Annotated in this window: 14 protein-coding genes; 9 read left to right on the forward strand and 5 right to left on the reverse strand. The window is 69.4% G+C overall.

The features are described 5' to 3' along the window. The first annotated feature begins 48 nt into the window (after positions 1-48). From ACQQ2N_RS14620 to tgt, 5 genes are all read left to right on the forward strand, one after another. Positions 49-651 (forward strand): response regulator transcription factor, encoded by a 603-nt coding sequence (locus tag ACQQ2N_RS14620; RefSeq protein ID WP_440222313.1) that lies wholly within the window; start codon positions 49-51, stop codon positions 649-651. Continuing rightward, complete coding sequence (locus ACQQ2N_RS14625) at positions 648-1,841, forward strand: DUF3142 domain-containing protein (protein ID WP_440222314.1); 1,194 nt, start codon at positions 648-650, stop codon at positions 1,839-1,841. The genes ACQQ2N_RS14620 and ACQQ2N_RS14625 overlap by 4 nt, the downstream gene beginning before the upstream one ends. After that, positions 1,816-3,852 (forward strand): hypothetical protein, encoded by a 2,037-nt coding sequence (locus ACQQ2N_RS14630; protein WP_440222315.1) that lies wholly within the window; start codon positions 1,816-1,818, stop codon positions 3,850-3,852. Before ACQQ2N_RS14625 ends, ACQQ2N_RS14630 begins: the two co-directional genes overlap by 26 nt. Positions 3,853-4,244: 392 nt before the next feature. Further along, positions 4,245-5,282, forward strand: a complete 1,038-nt coding sequence (gene queA / locus ACQQ2N_RS14635) for a tRNA preQ1(34) S-adenosylmethionine ribosyltransferase-isomerase QueA (protein ID WP_440222316.1) — start codon at positions 4,245-4,247, stop codon at positions 5,280-5,282. A gap of 40 nt (positions 5,283-5,322) precedes the next feature. Beyond that, positions 5,323-6,432, forward strand: coding sequence for a tRNA guanosine(34) transglycosylase Tgt (gene tgt, locus ACQQ2N_RS14640; RefSeq protein ID WP_440225769.1), 1,110 nt, complete (start codon positions 5,323-5,325; stop codon positions 6,430-6,432). A 13-nt stretch (positions 6,433-6,445) separates the two neighbouring features. On the opposite strand, the gene ACQQ2N_RS14645 is transcribed toward tgt, so the two are convergent. Both ACQQ2N_RS14645 and ACQQ2N_RS14650 read right to left on the reverse strand, forming a co-directional pair. After that, positions 6,446-7,174 (reverse strand): DOPA 4,5-dioxygenase family protein, encoded by a 729-nt coding sequence (locus ACQQ2N_RS14645; RefSeq protein ID WP_440225770.1) that lies wholly within the window; start codon positions 7,172-7,174, stop codon positions 6,446-6,448. Positions 7,175-7,320: 146 nt separating this feature from the next. Next, the gene (locus tag ACQQ2N_RS14650; protein ID WP_440222317.1) at positions 7,321-9,699 is read right to left on the reverse strand and encodes a TonB-dependent receptor plug domain-containing protein; all 2,379 of its coding nucleotides are present in this window, start codon (positions 9,697-9,699) and stop codon (positions 7,321-7,323) included. 173 nt (positions 9,700-9,872) lie between these two features. Between ACQQ2N_RS14650 and rfbB the strand changes: the two genes are divergently transcribed. Continuing rightward, the gene (gene rfbB, locus ACQQ2N_RS14655; RefSeq protein WP_440222318.1) at positions 9,873-10,925 is read left to right on the forward strand and encodes a dTDP-glucose 4,6-dehydratase; all 1,053 of its coding nucleotides are present in this window, start codon (positions 9,873-9,875) and stop codon (positions 10,923-10,925) included. Positions 10,926-10,952: 27 nt separating this feature from the next. Here the strand turns inward: rfbB and ACQQ2N_RS14660 are convergent, their stop codons facing one another. Then, a complete protein-coding gene (locus tag ACQQ2N_RS14660; protein ID WP_440222319.1) occupies positions 10,953-11,213 on the reverse strand; it encodes a hypothetical protein in 261 nt (86 codons plus the stop codon). Positions 11,214-11,398: 185 nt separating this feature from the next. On the opposite strand from ACQQ2N_RS14660, the gene ACQQ2N_RS14665 reads away from it, so the two are divergent. Then, entirely contained in the window at positions 11,399-11,704 is a 306-nt protein-coding gene (locus ACQQ2N_RS14665; RefSeq protein ID WP_440222320.1) for a hypothetical protein, read from the forward strand. A 3-nt stretch (positions 11,705-11,707) separates the two neighbouring features. On the opposite strand, the gene ACQQ2N_RS14670 is transcribed toward ACQQ2N_RS14665, so the two are convergent. Continuing rightward, the gene (locus tag ACQQ2N_RS14670) at positions 11,708-12,526 is read right to left on the reverse strand and encodes an intradiol ring-cleavage dioxygenase (protein ID WP_440222321.1); all 819 of its coding nucleotides are present in this window, start codon (positions 12,524-12,526) and stop codon (positions 11,708-11,710) included. A gap of 441 nt (positions 12,527-12,967) precedes the next feature. Here ACQQ2N_RS14670 and ACQQ2N_RS14675 point away from each other — a divergent pair, with 441 nt between their 5' ends. Beyond that, positions 12,968-13,273, forward strand: a complete 306-nt coding sequence (locus ACQQ2N_RS14675; protein ID WP_440222322.1) for a hypothetical protein — start codon at positions 12,968-12,970, stop codon at positions 13,271-13,273. Between the two features lie 127 nt (positions 13,274-13,400). Continuing rightward, a complete protein-coding gene (gene prpF, locus ACQQ2N_RS14680; protein WP_440222323.1) occupies positions 13,401-14,603 on the forward strand; it encodes a 2-methylaconitate cis-trans isomerase PrpF in 1,203 nt (400 codons plus the stop codon). A 24-nt stretch (positions 14,604-14,627) separates the two neighbouring features. Here the strand turns inward: prpF and ACQQ2N_RS14685 are convergent, their stop codons facing one another. Continuing rightward, positions 14,628-17,210 carry an EAL domain-containing protein gene (locus ACQQ2N_RS14685; RefSeq protein ID WP_440222324.1) on the reverse strand — a complete coding sequence of 861 codons (2,583 nt, stop codon included), beginning with the start codon at positions 17,208-17,210 and terminating at the stop codon, positions 14,628-14,630. Positions 17,211-17,217 lie beyond the last annotated feature (7 nt).

Raw genomic sequence — 17,217 nt, forward strand, 5'->3', positions numbered from 1 at the left:
GGCGGCCATTTGCTACTGTCCGGCGTCCCCGCTCAACGATGGTGATGGATGATCCGCGTCATGCTCGCCGAGGACCAGGCCATGGTGCTCGGCGCCTTGTCGGCGTTGCTCAAGCTCGAGCCCGACCTCGACGTCGTCGGCAGTGCGCTCGATGGTGAATCGGCGTGGCGCGAGCTGCAGCGCCTGCGTCCCGACGTGCTCGTGACCGACATCGAGATGCCGGGCCTGACCGGCCTCGAACTCGCCCAGCGCATCCAGCGCCACGAGATCGCGACCAAGGTCGTCATCGTCACGACGTTCGCGCGGCCGGGCTTCCTGCGTCGCGCGCTCGACGCGGGCGTCTCCGGCTACCTGCTCAAGGATGCGCCGGCCGAGAACCTCGCCGAGGCGCTGCGCATGGTGCATCGCGGCGGGCGTGCGATCGATCCGCAGCTCGCGCTCGAAGCCTGGTCCGAGGCCGATCCGCTCAACGACCGCGAGCGCCAGGTCTTGCGCCTTGCCGGTGAAGGCACCTCGGCCGGCGACATCGCCACGCAGCTCAACCTCTCGCACGGCACCGTGCGCAATTACCTGTCCGAGGCGATCGGCAAGCTCGGCGTGAACAACCGCATCGAGGCCTACCGCCTCGCACGCCAGAAAGGCTGGCTTTGAAGCGTATCGCGCGCGCCGCCGCGGGCATCGTGCTCGCGGCCATGTCGATGGCGTCGACCGCCATGGCCGCGTTCGACCACGAGGCCTATGTCTGGCAGCGCGTGTGGGCGCCTTCGCATGTCACCGCGATCGCCGCATCGCGCGATCTGTTCACCGGCTGGCGGGTACTCGCCGCGCAATGGCATCCCGACGAAGGCCTCGTGCGCGCGCGGGTCGATCTCGACGTGCTGCGTGCCGACGCGCGTCCGGTCGTCGCGGTGCTGCGCGTGGACGGCTCGACCGCACGCGTCGATGCCGTTGCGCTCGGCGACGAAGTCGAACGCATCGTGCAGGCATGGCGCGAGGCCGGCATCACGCTCGCCGGTGTCGAGATCGACCACGATGCACCGTCGTCGCAGCTGGCGGCCTACGCCGTCGTGCTCGAGGCGTTGCGCGCGCGCCTGCCGCCCGGCCTCGCGCTCTCGATCACGACATTGCCGGCATGGACTCCGGAACCCGCCTTCGCCGACGTGCTCGCACGCGTCGACGCCGCGGTACTGCAGCTGCACGCCGTCGATGCGCCGACGCTCGGCCTGTTCGATGCGACGCGCGCACGCGCACGTCTCGAAGCGTTCGCGGCCGTCGCGCGGGTGCCGTACCGCATCGCCTTGCCAGCCTACGGTGCGGGCCTCGTGCGATCCGCCGAAGGTGTGCTCGTCGAGAGCGAGGCCACGCTCGCGCGCGGCGGCGGGCGTGTCGAGGTCGAGGCCGATCCGCGCGAAGTGGCCGCGTTCGTGCGCGAGGTCGAGCGCGCGCCGCCGCGAGGGCTCGTCGGTGTGGCCTGGTTCCGCCTGCCGTTGCCGGCCGACCGTCGCGCCTGGAGCCTCGCGACCCTGCGCGCCGTCATCGATGCGGCACCGCTCGTCGCACGTGTCTCGGCGAGCCTCGCGGGCGAAGGCGCGGCACGTGACGTGGTCGTGCGCAACGACGGCACGCTCGCGGCATCGTTGCCATCCACGTTGCGTATCGAGGCCCCCTGCGAGGCCGCCGACGCGCTCACGGGTTACGCACTGCAACGGTCGGATGCGACGTTGCGCTTCTTGCGGACCGCCGACGCCGCACGCCTCGCCGCCGGCGATGCGCGCACGATCGGCTGGGTCCGCTGCACGACGAAGGACGAGGTGCATGTCGCGATCGAACACGAAGACTGACACGCGCAGATCACCGCGCCTGCGCAGCGTTGTCTGGCTGCTCGCGCTCGCCGTGGCGCTGCCCGCCCAGGCCTGCGGTCCCGATTTCCCGAACCGCCTGCTCGACGACCGTGCGGCCGCGCTGCAGGGCCTGCCCGAGGGCACGTTCCTGTTCGAATCGAGCCGCCTGCTGCAGGTGGTGCCCGATGCGCTCGTCGAAGGTTCCGGCGCGCCGGACGAGCCGCCGCGAGGCCACGACGCGGCGTCGCTCGCATATGCGCATGCGGCCGAGTCGTTCCACGAAGGCTCCTTCGTCGCCGCACGCGCGGGCTTCTCGGCATTGCTCGCACGGCCTCCCGAGCAGCAGGGCGACCGCGGCCTTGCCGCGCGCTACTCGCTCGCGCGCACGCTGCGTGTGCTGGAGCAGGGGCCTGCGGCCGAACTCGAGTTCCGCCGGGTGCGCGAGGCCGTGCTCGCCGGTGCGGCCGATCCCGAAGGCCTTGGCCTCGCGAGCTTCGGCGAGGAAGCGCGCCTGCGCCTCGAGGCCGGCGATGCCGCGGGTGCGGTGCGCCTGTATGCCGAACAGACCGCGCGCGGTTCGATCAAGGGCAGCACGTCGCTGTTGTTCGTGGCGCGCCAGCTCTTCGATGACGCGGATCTGCGCCAGAAGGCGCTCGGCGACGCGCTCGTGCAGCGCCTGCTCGCGGCCTACCTCTATACGCGCGCCGGCGAGCTCGACGCGGGACGCATCGACGCCTTGCTCGACGAGATCGAGGCGCAGGCGATCGTGTCGTTCGACGGCGCCGATCGCCTCGCCGCGGCCGCCTACCGGCAGGCTCGCTACGACCTTGCTGCGACGCTTGCGGTGCGCACCGACAGCGCACTGTCGTGGTGGGTGCGCGCCAAGCTCGCGCTGCGCGCGGGCGATACGGCGGGCGCACGCGAGGCCTACGCAAAGGCCTCGCAGGCCTTCCCGCAGGGCGAGAACTGGGCCGACGGCGTGTTCTACACGGACGACTACGGCTACGGCCCGTTCCGTCCGCGTTGCCGCGTCGAGGGCGAGATCGCGATCCTCGCGCTGCAGCGCGGCGACTACGTCGAGGCGCTCGGGTTCCTGTATGCCGGCGCCGAACAGTACTGGGAGGACGCCGCCTACGTCGCCGAGCGCGTGCTGACGCCGGACGAGCTCAAGGCCTTCGTCGATGCGAACGTGTCGGCCGGTACGGCCGCGACGCCCGCGGCCGACGATGCATGGGTGTCCAAGCCGCATGTGCAGCGCCTGCGCGAACTGCTCGCGCGCCGCCTGCTGCGCGCCGGGCGCGGAGACGAGGCGATGGCGTACTTCGATGACCAGGGCCTGGCCGAATCGGCGCGTCGTTACGTCGACGCGATGGCGGCGTCGACGCGCGGCGGACGCATCGCACGCGCCGAGGCGCTGTTCACGGCGGCCAGCATCGCGCGCGACCAGGGCATGGAACTGCTCGGCTTCGAAGGCGATCCGGATTACGCGAACTACGGCGGCAACTACGATCTCGCGCCGCCGGGGCGCTACGACGACCAGTTCAACTGGATTCCCGAGCCGCGCAAGGACATCGCGCTGCCGGCAGGCCTCGCCGGCGCCGACGAGGCCACGCGGCTCGTCGCGAGCCGCGCCGCACCGTTCGAGCGCTTCCACTACCGCTATGTCGCGGCCGATCTCGCGAGCCGCGCTGCCGACCTGCTGCCGGCACGCTCGCAGGCGTTCGCGGCGGTCCTGTGCAAGGCGACCGGCTGGATCAATGCGCGCGACCACGCACGCGGCGAGGCCTTGTGGCTGCGCTACGTCCGCGAAGGTGCGTTCGTGCCATGGGCCGGCGATTTCGGCTACTCCTGCGAAGCACCCGATTTCCCTGCGGCCGAGAAGCGGTTGCAGTTCGAGCGCATGCAGGCCTTGCGGCACGCCGTCAACGTGGTCGGACCCTGGCTGCTCGGGTTCGGCGTGCTCGTGGCGATCGTCGTCGTGCTGCGGCGCCGGCGTCGCGCGTTGAGGTGAGGTTTGTCGTCCGCGCAAGGCGGAATCCGCTGCGCGGGTTCCGCCCTACCGGAGAAGCGCGTCACGTGCAGGGCGGAACCGCCGCAGGCGATTCCGCCGTGGCGGGTATCGTCGCCACATGCTTGCGGACGCGGCTTTGCCTCGTTGGAGGCTGCTGCCGCGCACCACTTCGCATGACGGCGGAATCCGCTGCGCGGGTTCCGCCCTACCGGAGAAGCGCGTCACGTGCAGGGCGGAACCGCCGCAGGCGATTCCGCCCTGCCTGGGTTCATCGGGATCATGCCGGGATCTACCTTCTTCGACGCAGGGTCGAACGCTCCCGCGGACCGCCTCCGTGAGATTCAGGCCCGCAGCGCCTACAATGCGCGCCCCCTTGGTCCGTCCGCGCCGCGTTGAAGAAGTCCGATTTCCACTTCGAGTTGCCGCCCGAGCTCATCGCGCAGGCACCGCCGGCCGAGCGCTCGGCGGGGCGCCTGCTCGTGCTCGACGTAGCCGCGGACTCGCGCGACGACCGCGCCATCACCGACCTGCCGTCGCTGCTCGCACCGGGTGACCTGCTCGTGTTCAACGACACGCGCGTGCTGCCGGCGCGCCTGTTCGGGCGCAAGCCGTCGGGCGGTGCGGTCGAGATCCTCGTCGAGCGCGTGACCGGCTCGCACGAGGCCACCGTGCAGCTCGGCGTGAGCAAGAAGCCCAGGGAGGGCGGGGCGATCGAACTCGGCGACGGCTCGATCGCGCGCGTGCTCGGCCGCGACGGCGAGTTCTTCCGCCTGCGTTTCGAATCGTCGGATCCGCTCGACAAGCTGCTGCCGAAGCTCGGCCGGCTGCCGTTGCCGCCGTACATCACGCGCGAGCCCGACGCGGGCGACGCCGAACGCTACCAGACGATCTTCGCGCGCGAGCCCGGCGCGGTCGCCGCGCCGACCGCGGGCCTGCATTTCGACGACGCGCTGCTCGCGGCCCTGCATGCGCGCGGCGTCGAGACGGGCCACGTCACGCTGCACGTCGGCGCGGGCACGTTCCAGCCGATGCGCGCGGAAAGCCTCGACGACCACGTCATGCACCGCGAGTGGCTCAACGTCGGTGCCGGACTCGTCGAGAAGGTGCGCCAGACCCGTGCACGCGGCGGACGCGTCGTCGCGGTCGGCACGACTGTCGTGCGCGCGCTCGAGAGCGCAACGCGCGACGGCGAGCTGCTGCCGTTCGCGGGCGAGACCCAGATCTTCATCTTCCCGGGCTACCGCTTCACGAGCGTCGATGCGCTGCTGACGAACTTCCATCTGCCCGAGTCGACGCTGCTCATGCTGGTCTCGGCGCTGGCCGGACGCGAGCGCATCCTCGAGGCCTACCGCCATGCGGTCGAGCAGCGCTACCGCTTCTTCTCCTACGGCGACGCGATGCTGATCCTGCCTACGCCGTACCCGCCGTGATCGGCGTGCGACCTTTCAACGCCCACGAGCCCCGTCGATGATGCAGTTCTCGCTCCTCCACCAGCGCGGTCCCGCACGCCGCGGTCGCCTCACGTTCGATCGCGGCACGGTCGAGACGCCGGCTTTCATGCCGGTCGGCACGTACGGCTCGGTCAAGGCGATGCTGCCGCGCGACATCGAGGGCATCGGCGCCGAGATCATCCTCGGCAACACGTTCCACCTGTTCCTGCGCCCCGGCCTCGACGTAGTCGGCGATTTCGGCGGCCTGCACCGCTTCATCGGCTGGGACAAGCCGATCCTGACCGACTCGGGCGGCTTCCAGGTGTTCTCGCTCGCGCACAAGCGCAAGATCACCGAGGAAGGCGTGACGTTCGCCTCGCCGGTCGACGGCTCGAAGGTGTTCCTGAGCCCCGAAGTGTCGATGCACATCCAGCGCGTGCTCGATTCCGACGTCGTCATGATCTTCGACGAGTGCACGCCGTATCCGGCCACCGAGAAGGTCGCGCGCACCTCGATGGAGTTGAGCCTGCGCTGGGCGCTGCGCTCGCGTCGTGCCTTCGACGAGGGCGGCAATCCGAACGCGCTGTTCGGCATCGTGCAGGGCTCGGTCTATCCGGACCTGCGCAAGCGCTCGGCCGATGCGCTCATCGACATCGGCTTCGACGGCTACGCGATCGGCGGCCTCGCGGTCGGCGAGCCCGAGCACGAGCGCAACGCGATGCTCGAGGCCGTGTCGCCGATGCTGCCGGTCGATCGCCCGCGCTACCTCATGGGCGTCGGTCGTCCCGAGGACATCGTCGAGGCGGTGCGCCGCGGCGTCGACATGTTCGACTGCGTGATGCCGACGCGCAACGCGCGCAACGGCTTCCTGTTCACGCGCCACGGCACGCTGCGCATCCGCAATGCGAAGTACACGCGCGACACGCGCGTGATCGAGGACGGCTGCACCTGCTACACCTGCGCGTCGGGCTTCAGCCGCGCCTACCTGCGCCATCTCGACCGCTGCGGCGAGATGCTCGCGAGCCAGCTCGCGACGATCCACAACCTGCATCACTACCAGCAGCTCATGGCCGGCCTGCGCGCGGCGATCGAAGCCGACACCCTCGACGCGTTCACGGCGGCGTTCTACGCGGACCGCCGCGCGGACTGATCGCACGCGGCGCTCAGGTCTCGAGCGGTCGCGTCGGCACGATGTTGGGCAGGATCTTCTCGATCGGCGGCGCACCGGATTCGCCCGGACGCTTCATGCCGTAGGCGTTCACCGGCTGCGACCGGTTCACCCACAGCGTGTAGTACAGATGGTCGGCGCGCGGGTCGTCCGAGTTCGGATGCAGCAGGATGGTCAGGCCGAGGCTGTTGAGCTGCAGCCACGGCACCACGACCGGCAGCAGGTCGTTGGTGAAACCGAAATAGAACGACGGCGTGACGTGCGGTCCGCGTGGCTCGAGGTTCCAGTTGCCGAGCTCGACCGGGAAGCGCTCGATCACCCATTGCCGCAGGCGTGCGGCCTTCGCGTACGTGTCCTCGTCGAAATAGACGTGCGCGTGATAGCTGCGGATGTCGGTGTACGGGCGTGGTGTGTCGGGCAGGCCCGATGCGCCGTCGCGCGGGCGCACGCTGGCCGGTCGCGTCGCGGGTTCGAGCGCGGTGTGCTCGCCCCACGGGCTCGTGCCGGTGTCGCGCGGCGGCACGATGGCGCGGAACGCGGGATCACCGAGCGCGGCCTTCGATGTCGCGTCCGCGTCCGCGGCATGGGCGAGACCGGTCAGGCCGAGGCCGCCCGCGGCGAGACCTGTCGCGCGCAGGAAGCGTCGCCGTGTCGGGGCGAGGAGATCCGCCCAGGCCTGGTCGTCGTCGCTGCCATGCAGGTGACGCTCGTCGTCGTCGGAGATGGCGCCCGTCATCGCGGGCGCAGGTTCGTCATGCGGATTCAAGGCGTGTCTCGCAGGCAGGAACGAGGCAGGTCGCCACGGATGCATCGAAGCCGGCGTGGCGATGTGGAAGCCTGCGCGGGAGTGCTCCCGCGCAGGTCGTGGGCTCACCAGGTGTAGGCGACCTTGCCGTACACGAACGCACCGTTGAAACCGAACGGCGAGTAGCTGCTGTAGCGGAACAGGCCGCTCGGCGCGGTCGCCGGGTTGCCCCAGTTCACGTTGCGCACCTCGTCGGGATACTCGTTCAAGGCGTTGTCGGCGCCGAGCGTGAAGGTCCAGTCGTCGTGGCGGTAGCTCGCCGCGAGGTCGAGGATCCACTTCGCACCGAAGGTCTGGTCGTTGGCCGGATTCGTCTGGCGCACCGTGTTCTCGCCGTAGCGCGTGAGGCCGGCACGCAGGCCCCAGTTGCCGATCGTGTAGTCGCTGCCGAACGTGACCTTGTCGCGCGGTGCGCCTTCGGTGATGCGCCCGATCTCGACGCGGCCGATGCGCTGGAAGCCGAGCGCATCGAGCTCCGGTGCATTGGCCTGGATGTGCGTGATCTTGGTCTTGTTGTAGTTGTAGCCGGCCGAGAGGTCGAGCGCGCCGTCACCGAGCGCCACGCGCCATGCGGCGAGCACGTCGATACCGGTCGTGCGCGTGTCGACCGCGTTGGTGAAGTAGCGGCCGCCGTTGACGCCCGGATAGCCCTGCGCGGCGAGGAAGTCGCGCACCGCGGTGCCGGTGAGGTTCTCCGACAGCACGACGCGGTCGTCGATGTCGATGCGGTAGAGGTCGACCGTGAGGCTCAGGTTGTCGAGCGGCTGGGCGACGAAGCCGAGGCTCGCGTTGGTCGATTTCTCGGCCTTGAGTGGCTGCGCGCCGAACGCGCGCGCGACCGGCAGTTCGACCGGGAACGTGCGCACCTCGAAGATCGAGCCGCCGATCAGCACCGCCGACGTCGCCGAGTAGTACTGCTGCGCGAGCGACGGCGCGCGGAAGCCGTTCGACAGCGTGCCGCGCAGCGCGAACGCGTCGCTGACCGCGTAGCGCAGCGCGAGCTTGCCCGAGGCGGTGTCGCCGAAGTCGCTGTAGTCCTCGTAGCGCGCGGCGACCGAACCGCTGAGCCTGTCGGTGAAGTCGGTGTCGAGCTCGAGGTAGGCCGAGTAGCTGTCGCGACCGTTCGAACCCGCATCGCCGGGCTGGAAGCCCGGAAACACCTGGGCGCCCGGGCTCGCGCCGGCCACGCCGCCGGTGCCGGCGATGTACGACGACGGTTCGCCGGCGCGGATGGTGTAGGTCTCGTCGCGGTACTCGCCGCCGAACGCGAGCGTGACCGGGTTGGCGAGGCCCCAGTCGAGGTCGTTGGCGATGTCGAGGTTGACGACGAGCTGCTCGTTCTCGAGTTCGCCGGCGTCGAACGAGGTCGGGCTGGTCGGCCCGAGCGAGGCGTTGAGGCTGTTGCGCACGCCGAAGTCGAGCGTGTTGGCGCCGTAGTTCGCGCTGACGTCCCAGCGCCAGCCACCTGCGCTCGTGCCGCGCAGGCCGGCGACCAGCGAACGGTCCTCGGACTCGGTGGCGATGATCGGCAGGAAGCCTTCGGGATAGATCGAGACGATGTTGTTCGCGTTGCCGGCCTGGCGGTAGTTGCCGGCGGCCTCGGCATCGCGCTTGCTCGCGTTCGCGAACGCGTAGAACTGCACGGCATCGGAAAGATCGATCTGCGCATTCGCGAACAGCTTCGTGTTGCGCGTGTCGGCGTCGCCGAAGCGGTGGTTCTTGCGGCCGTAGCTCACGTCGCCGGGAAAGCGGAAGTCGACGCCGGCGCGATTGGTCGGATCGGCCTCCACGTACTGGCCCGACAGGTGCAGCCAGCCCCGCTCGCCGAGCGCGAAGCCCGCGTCGCCGCCGAGATCGACCTGGCGACCGTCGCCGGCACTGTACTGGCCGCCTTGCAGCGAGACGCTGCCGTCGCCTGGCGAGCCCTTGAGCACGACGTTGACGACACCCGCGATCGCGTCGGAACCGTACTGCGCGGCGGCGCCGTCACGCAGCACCTCGATGCGCGCGATCGCGGCGATGGGGATCGCGTTGAGATCGACCGGCGACGAACCGCGGCCCTGCGTGCCGTTGACGTTGAGGATCGCCGCGGTATGGCGACGCTTGCCGTTGACGAGCACGAGCACCTGGTCGGGCGACAGGCCGCGCAGCTGGGCCGGGCGCACCGAGTCGGTGCCGTCGGTGAGGCTCGGGCGAGGGAAGTTGAGCGAAGGCAGCAGCCGCGACAGCGCGGTCGCGAGTTCGGTGCTACCGGTCGCGGCGAGGTCGTCGGGCCGCAGCACGTCGATCGGCGACAGCGACTGCGTCTCGGTGCGCCCGGTCGCGCGCGTGCCGGTGACGACGATGTCGTCGAGCTGCGAGGTCGTGGCCTCCGACTGCGCGAGGACGGGCGGGGAGATCAGGCCGAGCAGCAGCAGCGGCGACAGCGTGGCGGGCGAAGGCATCGAGGGCTCCGTGGCATGCGTTGAGGGTGTGCTTAACTAATTCGCAACGCCTCCACGCGTCCACGCACATGCCGCCATAACCATATGCGGCGTCCCGCACGGCTCGCCCGCGCGAGGCCCCCGCGATACCATCGCGGGCTGCGCCGCACGGCGGCTTCGACGAACGGAACTCCATGAAAACGCTTCTCGTCACTGGCGGTGCCGGCTTCATCGGCGGCAACTTCGTGCTCGACGTGCTGGGCCTCGGCGGCTACCGCATCGTCAACCTCGATGCGCTGACCTATGCCGGCAATCCGGACACGCTGGCCTCGGTGGACGGTCGCGACGACTACCGTTTCGTGCACGGCGACATCGGCGATCGCGAGCGCGTCGCCGCGCTGCTCGCCGAGCATCGTCCCGACGCGATCGTCAATTTCGCGGCCGAATCGCACGTCGACCGCTCGATCGACGGTCCCGCCGCGTTCGTGCAGACGAATGTCGTCGGCACGCTCGCGCTGCTCGAGTGCGCGCTCGCGTACTGGCGCGGCTTGCCGCTCGATCGCCAGGACGGCTTCCGCTTCCTGCACGTGTCGACCGACGAGGTCTACGGGTCGCTCGGCCCGGTCGGTCGTTTCACCGAGGAGTCGCCGTACCAGCCCAACTCGCCGTACTCGGCGTCGAAGGCGGCCTCCGACCACCTCGTGCGCGCGTTCCACCACACCTACGGCCTGCCGGTGCTGACCACGAACTGCTCGAACAACTACGGGCCGTTCCAGTTCCCCGAAAAGCTCATCCCGCTGATGATCCAGAAGGCGCTCGCGGGCGAGTCGCTGCCGGTCTACGGTGACGGCCGCAACGTGCGCGACTGGCTGTACGTGGTCGATCACTGCCGCGCGATCCTGCGCGTGCTCGAGATCGGCCGTGTCGGCGAGGTCTACAACGTCGGCGGCGACGCCGAGCGCGAGAACCTGCATGTCGTGAAGACGATCTGCGCGCTGCTCGACGAGCGTGTGCCGCTCGCCGACGGCCGACGCCGCGAGTCGCTCGTCACGTTCGTCAAGGATCGTCCGGGCCACGACCGCCGCTACGCGATCGACGCGACCAAGATCCGCCGCGACCTCGGCTGGCGTCCGAGCGAGAGTTTCGAAAGCGGCATGGCGCGCACGGTCGAGTGGTACCTGGCCAACGCCGACTGGGTCGCACGCGTGCTCGACGGCACCTACCGGCTGGAGCGCCTCGGAACCTGAGGCAACACGCGACTCCGCAACGCAGGATCAGGCGTCCTCGCTCCTGACCTGCTCGGCGTGGAAGCGCGCGCGCAGTGCCGCCGCATCGGCATCGAGGATGCCGATCGCGTGGCCGGCATCCTGCAGGCGATCGGCGAGCCATGCATGGTCCGCCTCCTCGGCCTGCGCGAGGATCGCGTCACCGGCTTCCCGCCATGCCGTTGCGGCGTCGTCGGATCGTTCCTGCGCGAACTCGGCAGCGAGTTCCTCGACGAGGGTCTGCAGCGCGGCGCGATCGAGTGGAATCATGGTGGTCGACGTCCGGCCACGCCGCCTGAAGGGGCGGCTTCGGAGCAGCGGATGGCTCCATCCTACTCCGGCCGCGTGAACGCTCCGGATCGGCGCGTCGCGTGAGGCCGCGTCGTCGCACCGCGGTGGCGAGCCTCGACGTTGCAATGTTTATCTTTATACTCGCGGCGAGGAGGATGCCCGCGATGATGCGCGTACCCGTGGCCCATCTGTGCAGCGACACGCCGAACGAGGACGGCACGTGGACAGCCGTCACGATCCTCAATCGCGCCCCGCACGGCATCATGGTCTGGGCGGGCAGGCTCGATCGGGATGCCTCGATCGTGTCGGCCGAGGACGTCGCGCCGCGTGACTACGTGCGGCGCGAGAGCGTGAGTTTCATGGCCTGGCCCGATGCGCTCGAGTACTTCAAGGATCGCGAGGTCGAGCCGCTGCTGCGCGAGCTCATGTGGCGAACCTCGCGCAGGTTGCGTGCGGATTCCGCGTTCTGAGGTTCAGGCCGGCTCGAAGCCGTCCTTGAAGATCGTCTCGGCGCTCAGGCCGACACCGACCTCGAGGTAGCCCACGTAGCCGTTCGTGGTGTCGCCCGTGACCGTCGCGAGCTGGTGCACGGCCTGGTCGTCGCGGAACACGTTGTCGTTGGCCAGCGTGACGCCGTTGAGGTTGTTGGTGCTGCCGGGATACAGCGAGGTCTGCGCATATACCGTACGGCATACCGCCTCGGGAATCGCGAGCTGCGAGGTGCGCACCGCGTTCGCCCCGCTCGTGGCCTGGTCGACCGATCGGTAGATCTCGAAGTGGATGTGCGGCCAGCGACCCGAGTAGCAGCCCGGGAAGATCGTCGTGAACGTGACCTCGCCGTTCGCGTCCGACACCTGCACGCCGCGCAGGTAGTTCTGGCCGGTGACGCCTTGCGAGTACAGCGAGTAGCCGCCCGATGCATTGCAGTGCCAGAGGTACACGGCAGCGCCCGCGATCGGTGCGCAGCTCGTGGTCGTGCTGACGAGCTGCAGCGTGATGCTCATGAGCGTGCCCGTCGCCATCGTTGTGCCGGCCGTACCGAAGCTGCGGCGGATGTCGGAGCGCACGATGCCGCTCTGGGTGAGCACGTTGGGACCGTTGGTGCCGTCGCCGGGGTAGGGGCCCGCCGTCTCCGACGGGATCAGCGTGCAGGCGAGCGCGCCACTCGGCAGCGTCGCCGCGATGCCGGCGGCACCGAGCAGCTTGAGGACGCGGCGGCGTTCGAGCACCTGCAGGGTTTCGGCGAGCGAGGCATGGTGGCTGCCGAGCGTGGGCAACAGGATCGACGTCATGGTGTTCTCCGGCGGAACGCGGCTGAGGGAACGGGTGGTGCCACGTGACGCCGGGCGGTCCTTCGGCACGTCGTGGCACGGTGCCCACGATTGCGCGCGACTGCGCATCGCATGCGCAGGAAACGAGGACAATCGGTGCAGGAAGGTGCCCGGACGACCTCGAGCGGGCTGATCGACGCCTCGCAAGCGGTGCGGGGGAGGTGCGGTGAAACCTACCGTGCGGGTAGCCGTTTTCGAGCCGAAGGAACGCCAGTTTCGGTGTTCACGATGCCTCGTACTGGGAAGGCCAATTTCGAGATCAGAACTTTCTTTGTGTTTTTCTTTAAGCATAATTCACAAATTTACGCGGCTCCCATCACAATATTCCTGAACGGGGCGTTTGTGCCCGTGCCGGACCCGCTAGCCTCTCGTGTCGGACAAGGGGATCGGGAGCCAGGCGGGATGATGTCGGTCAACTTCGCGCATGCGCGCGAGCCGCAGCCACTCGGCGACGGCACCTGGCGCGCGCTGACGCTGATCAACCGCGGCGAGCACGGCGTGCTCGTCTGGGCCGGACGCCTGCGCGCCGATGCCATCCGTCTCGAAGCCGACGACATCGTCTCGACCGACTACGTGCAGCGCGAGACCGTCAGCTTCATGAGCTGGGACGATGCGATCGACTACTTCCGCGGGCGCGAGTTCGAGCCGTTGCTGGCCGAGGCACTGGCGACCGCACGCCGCCGCGATGCGGTGAGCCGCCCCTTCTGATCGCCGCGCGATCCTGATCCTGCTCCGGGGGCCGCCGACGCGCCGTGTACCCGCGGCATTCCTCCCGTCGCGTCATGGGAGAATGGGGGGCGACGCCGATCCCCGGCGTGTCCGAGCGATGCCCACGATGATCCGAGCCAGGCCGCAGATCCGCATTCCCGCCACCTACATGCGTGGTGGCACGTCGAAAGGCGTGTTCTTCCGCCTCGAGGATCTGCCGGAGGCGGCGCGGTCTCCCGGAGCGGCGCGCGATGCCTTGCTCGTGCGCGTGATCGGCTCGCCCGACCCGTACGGCAAGCACACCGACGGCATGGGCGGTGCGACCTCGAGCACGAGCAAGGTCGTCATCATCGGGCCGTCGACACAGCCCGGTCACGACGTCGACTACCTCTACGGCCAGGTGCCGATCGACCAGGCCTTCATCGACTGGAGCGGCAACTGCGGCAACCTTTCCTCCGCCGTCGGACCGTTCGCGATCGCGAACGGCTTCCTCGAGACCTCGCGCGTGCCGCGCGACGGCCTCTGCACGGTGCGCATCTGGCAGGCCAACATCGGCAAGACGATCGTCGCGCATGTGCCCATCGTCGACGGCGAGGTCCAGGAGACGGGCGATTTCGAACTCGACGGCGTGACCTTCCCGGCGGCCGAAGTGCAACTGGAATTCATCGATCCCGCCGACGAAGGCGACGGCGACGCTGGCGGCGCGATGTTCCCGACCGGTCGGCGCGTCGACGATCTCGACGTGGCGGATGTCGGCGTGTTCAGGGCGACCATGATCAATGCCGGCGTGCCGGTCGTGTTCGTGGACGCCGCTTCGCTCGGCTACGACGGCACCGAACTGCAGGCCGCGATCAACGAGGACAAGGCCGCGCTGGCGCGACTCGAGGCGATCCGCGCCCACGCCGCCGTTCGCATGGGACTCGTCGCCGATGTCGAGGCCGCCGCGAAGCGACCGTTGACGCCGAAGGTCGCGTTCGTCGCGCCTCCGAAGGATTACGTGTCGTCGAGCGGCAAGCCCGTGAAAGCGGCCGACATCGACCTGCTCGCGCGTGCGATGTCGATGGGCAAGCTCCATCATGCGATGATGGGCACGGCCTCGGTCGCGATCGCCGCCGCCGCCGCCGTGCCTGGAACGCTCGTCAACGCAGCCGCGGGTGGTGGCACGCGCGACGCGGTGCGCTTCGGCCATCCATCGGGCATGTTGCGCGTGGGCGCCGACGTGGCCGAGGTCGACGGACGCTGGGCGGTCACGCGCGCCGCGATGAGCCGCAGCGCTCGCGTGCTCATGGAGGGCGCGGTGCGCGTGCCGGCGGAAGTGCTCGCGCGCTGAACCCGGCTCTGGCGAGCGGGCCGCTCAGGTCCTTCGAAGGAAGGCCTCGTCGAACGTCTCGGCCGGCACCGGTCGGCCAAGGTGGAAGCCCTGCAGCTCGTCGCAGCGCAGCAGCGTCAGCAGCTTGGCCTGTTCGGCGTCCTCGACGCCTTCGGCCACCACGCGCAGGCCGAGGGCATGGGCGAGACCGATCGTGTTGCTGACCAGCGCGTGCGACTGCGGGCTCTGCGCGATGCCGGCGATGAACGACTGGTCGATCTTGAGCACGTCCACCGGCAGCCGCGACAGGTAGTGCAGCGACGAGTAGCCCGTGCCGAAGTCGTCGATGTGGACGAGGCAGCCGAGGCGACGCAGTTCGTCGAGCAGGGCGATGCTGCGCTCCATGTCTTCCATGAGCAGGCCTTCGGTGATCTCGATGTCGAGGCCGTGGTCGGAAGGATAGGCCGAGAGCAGCTTGCGGGCCGTCTCGACGAAACCCTCGTGGCGCAGCTCGCGCGCCGACACGTTGATCGCGATGCGCAACTGGCCATGGCCGGCGTGGCGCCAGCGTTCGGTCATCGCGAGCGCCGTGCGCATGATCCAGCGGCCCACGGGCAGGATCAGGCCCGTTTCCTCGAGAATCGGCACGAACTCGGCCGGCGACATGAGGCCCTCGACCGGATGGCGCCAGCGCAGCAAGGCCTCGGCCCCGGTCAGCTGGCGCGAGCGCACGTCGAACTTCGGCTGCAGGAAGATCTCGAGCTGCTGCTCGGCGAGCGCCTTGCGCAGGTCCTCCTCGAGTGAAAGGCGGCGCTGCGCGCGCTGGCTGAAGGCCTCGTTGTAGACGGTCACGCGTGCATGGCGCTGACGTGCCTCGGTGAGTGCCGCGTGCGCGTTGCGTTCGATCTGGTCCTGGCCGCCGTCGTGGCGCCCCGTGTCGAGAAGGCCGCAGTGCAGGGCGACGTGCACATGTTCGCCCTCGACGTCGTAAGGCACAGCGGCGGCGCGCTCGAGCAGGCTGTCGAGGCGCAGCGTGGCCTCCTCGAGCGACACGCCGGTGTTGAAGGCTACGCCGAACGTGTTGTCCGAGAGGTGGGCGAGGATCACGTCGGTGTCGAGCTGTGCACGCAGGCGCTGCGCGATCTCGTGCAGCAGCGTCATGCTGAACTCGTGGCCACGCGAATCCTGGAAGCGGTGCAGGCCGGCGACGTCGACCAGGCCGACGGCGATCCCGTCGCGGGCATGGCGCTCGGCGACCTGCTCGCGGAACAGCGCGCGGTTGGGCAAGCCGGTGAGCTCGTGGTAACGCGCCATGTACTCGAGGCGCTCGGTCTTGGCGATGAAGTCGAGCGCACGCGTGATGTCCTTGGCCAGGCGTTCGAGCAGTGCCATCTCCTCGACGTCGAACTGGTGCGACTCGCGGCTGTGCAGCAGCAGCACGCCGGACGGACCCTGCCCGAACGGCAGTGCGATCATCGATCGGTGGTCTTCCCGTTCGCCCGGGCGCAGCGCGAGCGGCATCGTCTCGCGGAACGTGGCGATGTCGCGCACGAACACGATGTTGCCGCTGCGCAGCGAGTGGCGCATCGCCTCGAACTCGTCGTTGGCGGGCGCGCCGAGCACGCTGCTGGTGCGGTCGCGCAGCATGGTGTCGCCGTGGTGGTGGCTCACCATCGTGGGCCCGTTTCCGTCGATGCCCTCGATGATGAGCGCCGACGCGAACGAACCCTGCTCGACGGCGAGCCGCACGACGTCGGCGAGGATCTCGTCGCTGTCGCGCGCCGCGAGCAGGGCACTGCCGAGCGCGCTGAGCACGGCATGGATGCGCGAGAGCTGGCGCAGCTTGGTCTCGTTGGCGATGCGCTCGGTCACGTCACGGTCGATGCCGCGGTAGCCGACGAGTTCCCCGGCGTTGTCGAACAGCGGGTGCGCCGTGCTCTCGACGATGCGCACCGAGCCGTCGCGATGGCGGTAGCGCAGCAGCCAGTCGTGCCAGCCGCGCTTCTCCTCGCGATGCTCCGCGAGTGCCTGCTCGATGTCCGCCCGATCCTGCTCGCACAGCAGTGCGGTGTCTTCCGTGCCGAGGATGTCGCGCATGCCGTAGCCGAGGATCGTCTGCACCGAGTGGTTCGTGTAGGTGTAGATGCCGTCGGCGTCGGTTTCCCAGATCCAGTCCTGTGTCGCCTCGACGATGGAGCGGTAGCGGGCCTCGCTCTCGAACAGTGCGCGCTCCATGCGGCGCCGCTCGTCGCGGTCGCTGGCGATGCGCAATGCGCGCTCGACCGAGGGGGCCAGTCGCTTGAGGTTGTCCTTGAGCACGTAGTCGATCGCGCCGCGCTGCAGCGCCTCGATCGCGAGTTCCTCGCCGATCGTGCCCGACACGAAGATGAAGGGCGTGTCGCGCGACACCGTGGTGACCACGCGCAAGGCCTCGATGCCGCTGAAGCCCGGCATCGAGAAGTCGCTGAGCACGATCTCGGGGCGGAACTCGGCCAGTTCGCGCACGAGCGCCTGCTCGCTGGTCACGCGCCGGTGCTCGATCGCCTTGCGCAGCGAGCGCAACGCATGCAGGACGAGGTCGGCGTCCCCTTGCTGGTCTTCGACGAGCAGGATCTTCAACGTGTCCATGGCGTTC

Source organism: Dokdonella aquatica (genome assembly GCF_051987395.1).
Taxonomy (GTDB): domain Bacteria; phylum Pseudomonadota; class Gammaproteobacteria; order Xanthomonadales; family Rhodanobacteraceae; genus Dokdonella.

Bases quoted from the DNA above. Each gene is read 5' to 3' on its own strand.
- ACQQ2N_RS14665 (WP_440222320.1), top strand. From the start codon at position 11,399: ATGATGCGCGTACCCGTGGCCCATCTGTGCAGCGACACGCCGAACGAG.
- rfbB (WP_440222318.1), top strand. From the start codon at position 9,873: ATGAAAACGCTTCTCGTCACTGGCGGTGCCGGCTTCATCGGCGGCAAC.
- ACQQ2N_RS14670 (WP_440222321.1), bottom strand. From the start codon at position 12,526: ATGACGTCGATCCTGTTGCCCACGCTCGGCAGCCACCATGCCTCGCTC.
- prpF (WP_440222323.1), top strand. From the start codon at position 13,401: ATGATCCGAGCCAGGCCGCAGATCCGCATTCCCGCCACCTACATGCGT.
- ACQQ2N_RS14630 (WP_440222315.1), top strand. From the start codon at position 1,816: ATGTCGCGATCGAACACGAAGACTGACACGCGCAGATCACCGCGCCTG.
- ACQQ2N_RS14650 (WP_440222317.1), bottom strand. From the start codon at position 9,699: ATGCCTTCGCCCGCCACGCTGTCGCCGCTGCTGCTGCTCGGCCTGATC.
- ACQQ2N_RS14620 (WP_440222313.1), top strand. From the start codon at position 49: ATGATCCGCGTCATGCTCGCCGAGGACCAGGCCATGGTGCTCGGCGCC.
- ACQQ2N_RS14675 (WP_440222322.1), top strand. From the start codon at position 12,968: ATGATGTCGGTCAACTTCGCGCATGCGCGCGAGCCGCAGCCACTCGGC.
- tgt (WP_440225769.1), top strand. From the start codon at position 5,323: ATGCAGTTCTCGCTCCTCCACCAGCGCGGTCCCGCACGCCGCGGTCGC.
- ACQQ2N_RS14685 (WP_440222324.1), bottom strand. From the start codon at position 17,210: ATGGACACGTTGAAGATCCTGCTCGTCGAAGACCAGCAAGGGGACGCC.
- ACQQ2N_RS14660 (WP_440222319.1), bottom strand. From the start codon at position 11,213: ATGATTCCACTCGATCGCGCCGCGCTGCAGACCCTCGTCGAGGAACTC.